The sequence below is a fragment of the Vreelandella sp. ssv genome (genome assembly GCF_059448525.1).
The window spans coordinates 1,091,618-1,103,833 of record NZ_CM182545.1; the positions used below are offsets into that span (position 1 = coordinate 1,091,618).

A 12,216-nucleotide genomic window follows, 5' to 3' on the forward strand; every position below is an offset into this window, starting at 1 on the left:
TTGACGAGAGGGAGTCACAATGTCCAATCTTCAGGTATCCGTATACCGCTACAATCCGGAAACCGACTCCGCACCTTACATGCAGGAGTTTCAGGTCGATACCAAAGGCCGCGATGTGATGGTGCTGGATGTCCTTCATATGATGAAGGAGCAAGATAGCGGCCTGGCGTTTCGTCGCAGCTGCCGCGAAGGCGTCTGCGGTTCTGACGGCATGAACATGAACGGTAAAAACGGCCTGGCGTGTATTACCCCGCTGTCAGACGTTGTTAAAAACAACAAGCTGGTTCTGCGCCCGCTGCCGGGCTTGCCGGTTATTCGCGACATGGTTGTCGATATGGGCTTGTTCTATAAGCAGTACGAGCGTATTCAGCCGTACCTGCAGAACGACACGCCTGCGCCGGCCATTGAGCGCCTGCAGTCGCCGGAAGAACGTGACAAGCTTGATGGCTTGTATGAGTGCATTCTATGCGCATGCTGTTCAACGTCTTGCCCGTCGTTCTGGTGGAATCCGGAGAAATTCGTAGGTCCTGCGGGTCTGCTGCAGTCTTACCGCTTCTTAGCCGATTCTCGTGATACGGCCACTCGTGAGCGTTTGAATGATCTGGAAGATCCGTTCTCGGTATTTCGGTGCCGTGGCATCATGAACTGTGTGGCGGTTTGCCCAAAAGGCCTTAATCCCACTCGGGCGATCGGTAAAATTCGCGAAATGCTTCTCGCTGATGCTACCTAAGTATATGACAATTGAGTAAAAAAGCGTGTGCCACTTAAGTTGGGTGACAATGCCACTTAAATCCTGGCGCTTCGCTTGTTATCATAGGGTTTGTCACGCGGTGCGGCGTCACGTCGCACCGCTGATCAGACAAGTTTGAAAGCCGGTGCCTTGGGTACCGGCTTTCGAGCATGAACTGAAGACGAAACACCGTATGACCGTTAGACGACGAATAGCTAGATGAACAGGGTTTCCGGCCGTTGGCCGGCGCCGCCGGCAAACGTCCCGCCCCGCCGGCAGGGCAATAGCGATGTCGCCGCATGTTTGCGACGATACCGATACCACCCCATCAGTGCAGGGTGACCGAGAGATGCAACAAGGCATAATGGAGTTGATGTGGCGTTCCTCTCACGTTAGTGGCGGCAATGTTCACTACGTGGAAGCGCTTTACGAGCAGTACCTCGCCGATCCTGAGTCTGTCCCTGACGAATGGCGCAGCTATTTTGATGAGTTGCCGCGCCCCGAGGGCAGTGCCTCCCACGATGTTCCACTAAGCCCAGTCCGTGATCAGTTCTACCAGTTGGGGCGTGAAAGTCGTCCTGGCCGTGTAGTTGCCGCTGCCGATAGCGGTGAGAATAAAAAGCAGGTGAAAGTCCTGCAGCTGATTAACGCTTACCGCTTTCGTGGCCATCAAAAGGCCAATATCGACCCGCTAGGACTGCGTAATCCCACCCCCGTCCCCGATCTCGATCTGTCTTTCCATCAGCTCTCAAAAGCTGATCTGGACACCGAGTTCCAAACCGGTTCTTTCTTTTTAGGTATCGACAAAGCGCCACTGCGTGACATCGTTGATGCGTTGGAGCGTACGTATTGCCGCTCCATCGGCTGCGAGATCATGCATATCGTCGATACGGAAGAGAAACGTTGGTTGCAGCGCCGTTTTGAGTCGGTACGCAGCGCGCCCGATTTTAGCGCCGATGTGCGAAAGCACGTACTGGAACGCTTGACGGCCGCCGAAGGTTTGGAGAATTACCTGGCATCCAAGTATCCGGGTACCAAACGTTTTGGTCTTGAAGGCGGTGAGTCTTTTGTACCGATGATGGATGAACTCATCCAGCGTGCTGGCGGTTATGGCACCAAGGAAGTGGTCATCGGTATGGCGCACCGTGGTCGACTCAACCTGTTGGTCAATATTTTGGGTAAAAACCCAACTGACTTGATCGATGAGTTCGACGGCAAGAAAGTCATTGAACGTGGTTCAGGTGATGTGAAGTACCACCAGGGCTTCAGTTCGAACGTCATGTCTCCAGGCGGCGAAGTCCATTTGGCGATGTCGTTCAACCCATCGCACCTGGAAATCGTGGCACCCGTAGTTGAAGGCTCAGTGCGTGCTCGTCAGGACCGTCGTAACGACGAAGAGGGTAGCAAGGTGCTACCGATCAACGTTCACGGCGATGCGGCGTTTGCCGGCCAAGGCGTGGTAATGGAGACATTCCAGATGTCCCAGACCCGTGCTTATAAAACCGGTGGCACCGTCCACATTGTGATTAACAACCAAGTGGGCTTCACCACCTCGCATCCGCTGGATGCACGCTCTACCGAATACTGCACTGATATTGCCAAGATGGTTCAAGCGCCTATTTTTCACGTCAATGGCGATGACCCGGACGCAGTGCTGCACGCCACCCAAGTAGCTCTTGATTACCGTCAGCAGTTTAAGAAAGACGTGGTGATCGATCTGGTCTGCTACCGTCGTCGTGGTCATAACGAAGCTGACGAGCCGTCAGGCACGCAGCCGATGATGTATGCCAAGATCAAGGATCACCCCTCAGCGCGCTCGCTATATGCCAAGCGCCTGGTTGATCAGGGTGTGCTTTCTGAAGACGCTGCTAAAGCGATGGTCGAAACCTATCGTGATGACCTGGTGGCGGGTAACCACGTGGCCAATGCATTGGTGCAAGAGCCCAATGCTTCTCTATTCGTTGACTGGGCACCTTACCTGGGCCACGAATGGACCGGCGATGCGGACACGACGTTTGATATGAAGCGTCTGCAGCAGTTGGCTGCCCGCATGTGCGAGGTGCCGGATGGCGTCGACGTTCAGCGCCAAGTCGCCAAGATTTATGAAGATCGCCGTAAAATGCAGGCCGGTGGTTTGGCGCTTAACTGGGGCTTCGCTGAAACCCTGGCCTACGCCACACTGCTAGAGCAGGGACATCCAATTCGGATTACCGGGCAAGACGTTGGGCGCGGTACGTTCTCCCACCGCCATGCGGTTGTACATAATCAGAAAGACGGTACTACCTACGTTCCGCTGCAGAATATGTCAGATGGCCAGCCGCGTTTCACCATTCATGACTCCTTTCTTTCGGAAGAAGCGGTGCTGGCGTTTGAGTACGGTTACTCAACCACCGCGCCGAATGATTTGGTGATCTGGGAAGCCCAGTTTGGTGACTTCTTCAACGGTGCCCAGGTGGTCGTTGACCAGTTCATCTCTTCAGGTGAGACGAAGTGGGGCCGGGTGTGTGGTTTAACCATGTTGTTACCACACGGCTACGAAGGCCAGGGCCCGGAGCACTCTTCGGCACGCTTGGAGCGTTTCCTGCAAATGTGTGCTGAGCACAACATGCAGGTCTGTGTACCGACCACGCCCGCGCAGATTTATCATCTACTGCGTCGTCAGGTGATCCGTCCGCTGCGTAAGCCGCTGGTGGTAATGACACCTAAGTCGCTGCTGCGTCACAAAGAAGCGATCTCGAGTCTTGAAGATCTGGCTCACGGCAAGTTCCATATGGTACTGGCTGATCAAGCCGATCTTGCTCCTGAGAAGGTCACCCGCGTTGTGCTATGTGCTGGCAAGGTCTACTACGACTTAGCCGCTTGGCGCGCTGAGAATGAGCGTCATGACACGGCAATTTTACGCCTTGAGCAGCTCTACCCCTTCCCGAAAGAAGAGCTTCTGGAAGCGCTACAAGGCTATACCAACGTAGAAGACATTGTGTGGTGCCAGGAAGAGCCTCTAAATCAGGGTGCTTGGTACTCTAGTCAGCACAATATGCGTGCAGTGGCCGATATGCTGAAAGATGGCTTCGGACGCGAGTTGAAATTTGCAGGACGTCCTGCCTCTGCTGCTCCAGCAGCTGGCTATATGTCCGTCCACACTGAACAGCAGCGCCAGCTGGTGGAAGACGCTTTTAATTTATAAGCGGCCACCGGATTTAGAGAACATATAAGGGAAACGACATGGCTACTGAGATCAAAGCGCCAACATTTCCGGAATCCGTTGCCGAAGGCACAGTGGCGGCGTGGCATAAAAAGCCGGGTGACAGCGTTGAGCGTGACGAGCTGATTGTTGAAATCGAAACCGACAAAGTAGTACTCGAAGTTGTCGCACCGGAAGCGGGTACCCTGACCGACGTAATGGCCGAAGAGGGCGATACCGTTCAGTCAGAGCAGGTATTAGGCAAAATTGGTGAAGGCAGTGCCTCTGGCGACAGTGGCAACAAAGACAGTGGCAAGAAAGAAGAAAGTGCTTCTGAAGCGCCGAAAGAAGAAGCCGACAGCAAACCATCCGAAGACAAGCCGGCCAGCAGTGGTAGCGCTGGCGGCAAGAAGCACGATATCAAAGCGCCCAGCTTCCCTGAGTCTATTCAGGAAGGCACCGTAGCGACCTGGCACAAAAAAGTCGGCGAAGCGGTGAAGCGCGATGACGTGTTGGCCGACATCGAAACTGACAAAGTCGTGCTGGAAGTCGTGGCACCGGCCGATGGCGCCCTGGCTGAAATTAAAGCCGAAGAGGGTAGCCAGGTCGAATCCGAAGCGATTCTTGCGACCTTCACCGAAGGTGCCGGTGGCGACAGTGGTAGCGAAAGCGGCGGCGATTCAGCACCTGCTAAAGCCGATAGCGGCAGTGACGATGATGGCGCCGACGAGAAAGTCGGTGACAAAATCCTCGCTCCGGCCGCACGTAAAATGGTGGCCGAGCACGACCTGGACGTTGCCAAGATTGAGGGCACCGGCAAAGGTGGCCGCATCTTGAAAGAAGACGTTCAGAAAGCGGTCAAAGACGGTTCCGCCAAGAAAACAGCAAAATCGGCTGCACCGGCGAAAGCTGCCGCTGCACCGGCTGCCGAAGGTGAGCGCATCGAGAAGCGCGTGCCGATGAGCCGACTCCGTCAGACCATCGCCAAGCGCTTGGTTCAGGCGCAGCAAACCGCTGCCATGCTGACCACTTACAACGAAGTGGACATGACCGAGATCATGGCCCTGCGTGCGCAGTACAAAGAGACGTTCTTAAAAGCTCACGATATCAAGCTGGGCTTTATGGGCTTCTTTGTAAAAGCAGCTTCTGAAGCGCTCAAGCGTTATCCGGATGTGAACGCCTCAATCGACGGTACCGACATCGTTTATCACGGTTATCAGGATATCGGCGTTGCTGTCTCCACCGACCGTGGTTTGGTCGTGCCGGTGCTGCGTGACACGGACAGCATGAAAATTGCTGACGTCGAGCGCACGATTGTCGATTTCGGTAAGCGTGGTCGTGACGGTAAGCTGGGCATGGACGACATGATCGGCGGCACCTTTACCATCACCAACGGCGGCACCTTTGGCTCGTTGATGTCGACCCCGATCATCAACCCGCCGCAAACCGCTATTCTGGGCATGCACAAAATCCAGGATCGTCCGATGGCAGTCAACGGCAAGGTCGAGATTCGCCCGATGATGTATCTGGCGCTATCTTATGACCACCGCATGATCGACGGCAAAGACGCCGTTCAATTCTTGGTTACTTTAAAAGAATTGCTGGAAGATCCAGCACGTTTGTTGCTGGACGTCTAAAAAGAGCATAAGCGTCATATTGACTGAGTACGCTACTGCTTAACCAGGATTTATCTGCAATCGCACACAGCCTCCCGCCCGCTTCGAGTTTAAGTGGGGGGAGGCAAGCAAGCTAAAGGAGCCAACATGGCTGATAAGTTTGATGTGATCGTTATCGGTGCCGGCCCTGGTGGTTACGTTGCCGCCATTCGTGCTGCACAGATGGGCCTGAAAGCGGCCTGTATTGAAAAATGGATTGGTAAAGAAGGTACGGTCGTTCACGGCGGCACTTGCTTGAACGTAGGCTGTATCCCGTCTAAAGCGTTGCTTGAAGCGTCCCACAAGTTTGTTGAGGCCAAGCACGATTTCGACGATATGGGCATTCAGGCTGGCGACGTTTCCATGGACGTTACCAAGATGATGGCGCGCAAGGACAAGATCGTTAAGAACTTGACCGGCGGCATTTCAGGCTTGTTCAAGGCCAACGGCGTTACCGCTATCGAAGGTACCGGTAAAGTGGTTTCCGGCAAGCAGGTCGAAGTCACCGACAACGACGGCAACACCACTACCTATGATGCCGACAACATCGTTATTGCTGCGGGCTCAGTACCGGTGGAAATTCCGCCGACCCCGCTGACCGAAGGCTTGATTGTCGACTCTACCGGCGCACTTGAATTCACCGAAACGCCTAAGCGTTTGGGTGTGATTGGTGCTGGTATCATCGGTCTTGAGCTGGGCAGCGTATGGAACCGTCTGGGCTCAGAAGTCACCGTACTTGAAGCCATGGACTCCTTCCTGCCGATGGTCGATGCTACCGTTGCCAAAGAGACACAGAAGCTGCTCAAAAAGCAGGGTCTGGATATCAAACTGGGCGCTCGCGTGACCGGTTCTGAGGTCAAAGGCGAAGAAGTCGTTGTGAAATACAGCGATGGCAACGGCGAACAAGAGATGACGTTTGATAAACTCATCGTTTGTGTCGGCCGCCGCCCGTACACCAAAGGCGTGATTGCCGACGGTGTTAGCGTTGAGCTGGATGAGCGTGGCTTCATCTTTGTCGACGACCAGTGCCGTACCAACGTTCCAGGCGTATACGCCATCGGTGACTGTGTACGCGGCCCGATGCTGGCGCACAAAGCCTCTGAAGAGGGCATTATGGTGGCAGATATCATCGCTGGCCATAAAGCCGAGATGAACTACGACACCATTCCTAGCGTTATCTACACCTACCCGGAAGTGGCTTGGGTGGGTATGACTGAGCAAGACGCTAAAGCGAAAGGCATTGAAGTCAAAACCGGCACCTTCCCGTTTGCGGCAAGCGGTCGCGCGATGGCTAACAATGCCACCGAAGGCAGTGCCAAAATTATCGCCGATGCGGAAACTGACCGTATTCTCGGTATGCACATCGTGGGTCAACACGCTGGCGAGATGATCGCCCAAGGCGTGATTGCCATGGAATTCGGCTCTAGCGCCGAAGATCTGGCCCTGACCTGCTACGCGCACCCGACCATGTCGGAAGCTGTTCACGAAGCAGCGCTTGCGGTGGATGGCCACGCAATTCATATGGCCAATCGCAAGAAGCGTAAGTAATTTAGTTAAACAACGAAGCGCCACCTTTTATGGGTGGCGCAAACTTTCGGCTTTGTCTTAATCCGCAAAGATCGAAAGAACGGGGATGACCAGTTTTTTAGAAGCTGATCATCGTTCGAGTCACATGCAACCAATGGCATGAATCGATGAATCTTCACGAGTATCAAGGTAAACAGCTGTTTGCCGATTATGGTCTACCAGTGTCTAAAGGCTTTGCAGTCGACACTCCCGAAGAAGCGGAAGAGGCTTGCAAAAAAATCGGTGGTGACATGTGGGTAGTTAAAGCCCAGGTGCACGCCGGTGGCCGTGGTAAAGCGGGTGGCGTTAAGCTGATCAAAGATCCGGCTGAAGCTAAAGCCTTTGCTGAAAAGTGGCTGGGCAAGAACTTGGTCACTTTCCAGACTGACGAAAAAGGTCAGCCGGTTGCCAAGATTTTGGTTGAAACCTGCACTGACATCGCCGACGAGCTGTATCTCGGTGCCGTTGTCGACCGTACCACCCGTCGTGTGGTCTTCATGGCCTCTACCGAAGGTGGTGTAGAGATCGAGACGGTTGCAGAAGAGACACCGGAAAAGATTCTCAAAGCAGAAATCGATCCGCTGGTCGGCGCACAGCCGTACCAAGCGCGTGAGCTAGCCTTTGCGCTGGGCCTGAAAGGCGACCAGATCAAGCAGTTCACCAAGATTTTCTTAGGTCTGTCTCAGTTGTTCCACGACAAAGACCTGGCCTTGCTGGAAATCAACCCGCTGGTTGTCACTGAAGAAGGCAATCTGCACTGCCTCGACGCCAAACTGGGTCTGGATAGCAACGCGCTATACCGTCACCCTGACCTGCAGGCCATGCGTGATCCTTCACAAGAAGATCAGCGTGAAGCCGATGCGGCGAAGTGGGAACTTAACTATGTAGCGCTCGATGGCAACATCGGCTGCATGGTTAACGGCGCAGGTTTGGCCATGGGTACCATGGACATCGTCAACCTGAGCGGCGGCAAGCCCGCTAACTTCTTGGACGTTGGCGGCGGCGCCACCAAGGAGCGTGTGGCAGAAGCGTTCAAAATCATCCTCTCGGATGACAATGTTAAAGCCGTACTGGTTAACATTTTCGGCGGTATCGTACGTTGCGACATGATTGCTGAAGGCATTATCGGTGCCGTTGAGCAAGTGGGTGTCAATGTACCGGTTGTCGTACGTCTGGAAGGTAACAACGCCGAACTGGGTGCTGAAAAACTAGCATCTAGCGGTTTGAACATCATCGCGGCTACTAGTCTGACCGACGCGGCTCAGCAGGTCGTTAAAGCGGCGGAGGGCAAGTAATGAGCATCCTGATCGATAAGAACACCAAGGTCATCTGCCAGGGCTTTACCGGTGGCCAGGGCACGTTCCACTCCGAGCAGGCGATTGCCTATGGCACGAAAATGGTCGGTGGTGTTACGCCGGGCAAAGGCGGCCAAGAGCACCTCGGTCTGCCCGTTTTCAATACCGTGAAAGAAGCGGTAGCGAAAACCGGCGCGGAAGCCAGTGTTATCTACGTACCGGCGCCGTTCTGTAAAGACTCAATCCTTGAAGCGGCCAACGCCGGTATCAAGCTGATTGTGTGCATCACTGAAGGCATCGCTACGCTAGACATGCTCGAAGCGAAAGTGAAATGTGACGAGCTGGGCGTACGCCTGATCGGTCCGAACTGCCCCGGTGTAATTACTCCAGGCGAATGCAAAATCGGCATCATGCCGGGTCACATTCACCAGCCGGGCCGCGTAGGTATCGTATCTCGTTCTGGTACCTTGACCTATGAAGCCGTTAAGCAGACCACTGATCACGGTTTTGGTCAGTCTACCTGTGTAGGTATCGGCGGTGACCCGATTCCGGGTTCCAACTTCATCGACATCCTTGAGATGTTCGAGAAAGACCCGAAAACCGAAGCCATCGTTATGATCGGTGAAATCGGCGGTACGGCAGAAGAAGAAGCTGCGGCTTACATCAAAGCCAACGTTTCCAAGCCAGTGGTTTCCTACATTGCCGGTGTGACTGCACCTCCTGGCAAGCGTATGGGCCACGCGGGCGCAATCATCTCTGGCGGTAAAGGCACCGCTGACGAGAAGTTTGCTGCGCTAGAAGACGCCGGTGTCAAAACCGTGCGCTCTTTGGCTGAAATCGGCGATGCGCTGAAAGAAGTGACTGGCTGGTAAGCCATGAACGTTTAGCTGCACGCTATAAGGGCGCCCCTCGGGGCGCCCTTATTCATTTCTACAGGTTTGTCGCGTTGGTGAGCGACGCAGCATGCGATAGCTATACAGCACAAACAGCGGGGCGCCTGCCGCCAAATAAAGATGATAGCTGACCAATCGCCACACCAATACCGCTGCTGCGGCCTGCTCGCGCTCCATTAACGGCAGCAACAGGCTTCCAACGCCTACCTCAGCGGCACCTGCGCCCCCAGGCAGAAAGCTAAGCTGACTCGCGGCCATCGCCAGCATTTGAGTTAAGAAGGTCCACATCCAGTCTGCATGGCCGCCTACTCCCAGTACCGCCAAATAGAGCAAACTGTAGCGCATCAGCCAATGAGCGGTGGTCAACAGCATCATCGCGAGAAGCGTCGTGCGCGGCAGCTCTAGCGTCACCTTGAGCGCATACCGGCAGCGCAATAGGCGCCGTGCGAGCCAGCGGCGGCGATACTGGCTTGGCCACGGCGTGTTCACGCCAGGGGAGCGCAGTAGATTTGGCAGATAGCGCATGACCACACTCACCAGTGTCGCCATGAATGCTAACCCCACCAGCGCCCACTGTACGAGCGATTGGTGTGGCCATTGGGCATCGCTGAGCACTGAAAAGAGCACCAGGCCGCTCAACATGGCCAAGAAGAACAGTAAGTCACAGCCTTGATCAATCAGAAACACTGCCGCGCCTTTGGCAGGCGGAAAGCCGCGCCGTGCAAGCAGTAACAATAGAGTCGCTGGGCCACCGCTGCCGCCTGGGGTGGCGCACAGCGCAAACTTAGCCGCCAATTCAATACCTAGCGCGCCGCGCTGGCCGAGCCTGCCTGCCCGGCCACCCAGCATCAAACGCAGCCTCGCCGCATTCAGGTTCCAGCACAGAAAGGCCATCACCAGCATCAATAGCAGCAACCCAAGTGGGAAGTGTTTGACGCGCTGAAGCGCCTCGGCTCCTCCCAACCAGGCGGTGAGCACCAGCGGCGCCATCAGCGCCAAGCCAATCATCACTCCGTGAATAGGCCGCCACTTTAGTAGCTGGCGACGACTAGTGGTGTTGGTGGAGTGCATAGGGTTGGCTGCCGTGGCAAAGCTGCTGATAGTGCTCAAGCAGTGAGTGCATAACGCCATCCCAGTTGAAGTGGCGCTCTACATGGCGACGCGCATAGCGCCCGCTAGCAGCGACATCATTACTAAACAGCGCTACACAGGCCTCAGCCATGGCAGCAGGATCGAGCGGCTTGCATAAAATACCCGCACCCAGCGGCACGTTTTCAGCCAGCGCCCCGGCCCTGGCTGCCACCACTGGAATGCCACAGGCCATGGCTTCCTGGGCAATCAAGCCGAAGGTTTCACGGGTGCCTGCGTGCAACAGTGCGTCGCTACTGGCCAGTGCTGTCGCTACCTCGTGGGCGCCACAGCAGCGATCCACAATGGTGACGTTGCTGGGCACGTGATGCGGCATGCCGGGACCCATCAGCAGCAAATGGTAATCGCTGCCTAGCTGACGCATCGTCGCCAGCAGGACATCGATATTTTTCTCGCGGGAGTTGCGTCCCACAAAGATCAGCAGCTTTTTATCACTGGGGATGCCCATGCTCTGTCGGAAAGTCGGGTCACGCTGCTGAGGATTAAATTGCGCTAAATCGACCCCCAACGGCTGCACGCGAACATTATCGACGCCCCAGTCGCGCAGCCGATCTGCCATCGCGTTACAGGGCGCCAATACGCTATCGAAACGACTATAAAGGTCCGCTACATAGCGGGTTAAGCGCTTCTCAACGTAGCGCCCTAAGCGATCACCCATCAAACGTGGAAGATCAGAGTGATAGAAGCCTACCACCGGCACGCCGAGCCGTTGACCTGCGGCGAGTGCAGCCCAGGCCGTTACGTACGGGTCGCCTGCTTCAATGAGATCAGGCTTTAGATCAATCAGGGCATCGCGCCAGGGGGAACCTCGCAGCGGGAAACGATACCCCTGGCCTAAAGGCAGGTGTAGCGCTGGTAAAGTGTGATGGTCGCCCAGGCTATCGCGCTCCGGCCCAGGTACCAGCAGGCTGGTACGCAGCTGTGGAAAATGCGAAAAAACTCGGTGTTTGGCCTGTAAATAGGTACGCACACCGCCGCTGGCGGGCGCATGGAACATCGTCACATCGGCAATGTGCAAGCTAACCTCCGACCACAAAGAGTGTCATCGTTTCACCATAAAGGAGAAATAAGTCAGTTCAGCGACAGTTGAGCCGAAGCTTTTATTTTCTGCTACTCCCTTACAACTTCTCCCCCCATTGATACACCAGTGAGTCGTTTTCTGTTGTTTATTTATTGACTCTTGGCAAACCTGAGCTAATATAACATCCATATGGATGGTATATGGAATCCATTTGGATGCCTTTTGGGGTGGAGTCTAGATGTTTTAAGCCAAGCGAGAGATGCCTGGCTACTAAGCACAATGAGGAACGACACATGAGCGTGCATGAAATGCGCCGTAAGGGCGGTGATTCCAGTGAGAAAATCACTATCAACCTTGGAGTGGTCGACCTGGGGCAGATCGATTTGTTGGTTCAGGAAGGTTTTTACTCCAACCGGACCGACCTGATTCGCACCGCTATTCGCAATCAGTTGTCGACCCATGCCGAGGTCGTTAAGGAAACCGTGACTCGAAAGGCGTTTGTGTTGGGTCTTGAGCATTACAGCCGTGCGGATTTAGAAGCCCTGCAGTCAGCCGGGGAGAAGTTACAGATTCAGGTGCTGGGCATGGCCAGCATTGCCGATGACGTAACGCCTGAGCTTGCTCTCGCCACTATCGAGTCAGTGGTCGTACTGGGGGCACTTAATGCCAGCAAAGCGGTTAAGGCCGCTCTGGCAGATCGCATCCACTGAAGGGCTCAAGCTCGCT

9 protein-coding genes are annotated in these 12,216 nt (G+C 55.0%); 7 read left to right on the forward strand and 2 right to left on the reverse strand.

Features of this window, described 5'->3' with window-relative positions; genetic code table 11:
• The first annotated feature begins 19 nt into the window (after positions 1-19).
• From AC5TBW_RS05090 to sucD, 6 genes are all read left to right on the forward strand, one after another.
• Positions 20-730 (forward strand): succinate dehydrogenase iron-sulfur subunit, encoded by a 711-nt coding sequence (locus tag AC5TBW_RS05090; protein ID WP_495511031.1) that lies wholly within the window; start codon positions 20-22, stop codon positions 728-730.
• Positions 731-1,079: 349 nt separating this feature from the next.
• Complete coding sequence (locus AC5TBW_RS05095) at positions 1,080-3,914, forward strand: 2-oxoglutarate dehydrogenase E1 component (protein ID WP_495511915.1); 2,835 nt, start codon at positions 1,080-1,082, stop codon at positions 3,912-3,914.
• Positions 3,915-3,952: 38 nt separating this feature from the next.
• Complete coding sequence (gene odhB, locus AC5TBW_RS05100) at positions 3,953-5,548, forward strand: 2-oxoglutarate dehydrogenase complex dihydrolipoyllysine-residue succinyltransferase (protein ID WP_495511032.1); 1,596 nt, start codon at positions 3,953-3,955, stop codon at positions 5,546-5,548.
• Between the two features lie 126 nt (positions 5,549-5,674).
• Positions 5,675-7,114 (forward strand): dihydrolipoyl dehydrogenase, encoded by a 1,440-nt coding sequence (gene lpdA / locus AC5TBW_RS05105; protein WP_495511033.1) that lies wholly within the window; start codon positions 5,675-5,677, stop codon positions 7,112-7,114.
• 146 nt (positions 7,115-7,260) lie between these two features.
• Positions 7,261-8,427 (forward strand): ADP-forming succinate--CoA ligase subunit beta, encoded by a 1,167-nt coding sequence (gene sucC / locus AC5TBW_RS05110; protein WP_008958560.1) that lies wholly within the window; start codon positions 7,261-7,263, stop codon positions 8,425-8,427.
• Positions 8,427-9,299, forward strand: coding sequence for a succinate--CoA ligase subunit alpha (gene sucD / locus AC5TBW_RS05115; RefSeq protein ID WP_064233850.1), 873 nt, complete (start codon positions 8,427-8,429; stop codon positions 9,297-9,299). Before sucC ends, sucD begins: the two co-directional genes overlap by 1 nt.
• 48 nt (positions 9,300-9,347) lie before the next feature.
• On the opposite strand, the gene gpgF is transcribed toward sucD, so the two are convergent.
• A complete protein-coding gene (gene gpgF, locus AC5TBW_RS05120; RefSeq protein ID WP_495511034.1) occupies positions 9,348-10,391 on the reverse strand; it encodes a glucosaminyl phosphatidylglycerol flippase in 1,044 nt (347 codons plus the stop codon).
• Positions 10,369-11,487 carry an N-acetylglucosaminyl phosphatidylglycerol synthase gene (gene gpgS, locus AC5TBW_RS05125; RefSeq protein ID WP_495511035.1) on the reverse strand — a complete coding sequence of 373 codons (1,119 nt, stop codon included), beginning with the start codon at positions 11,485-11,487 and terminating at the stop codon, positions 10,369-10,371. The genes gpgF and gpgS overlap by 23 nt, the downstream gene beginning before the upstream one ends.
• A gap of 296 nt (positions 11,488-11,783) precedes the next feature.
• Here gpgS and AC5TBW_RS05130 point away from each other — a divergent pair, with 296 nt between their 5' ends.
• Positions 11,784-12,200: a CopG family transcriptional regulator gene (locus tag AC5TBW_RS05130; protein ID WP_495511036.1), complete on the forward strand. Its 417-nt coding sequence runs from the start codon at positions 11,784-11,786 to the stop codon at positions 12,198-12,200.
• The last annotated feature ends 16 nt before the right edge of the window (positions 12,201-12,216 follow it).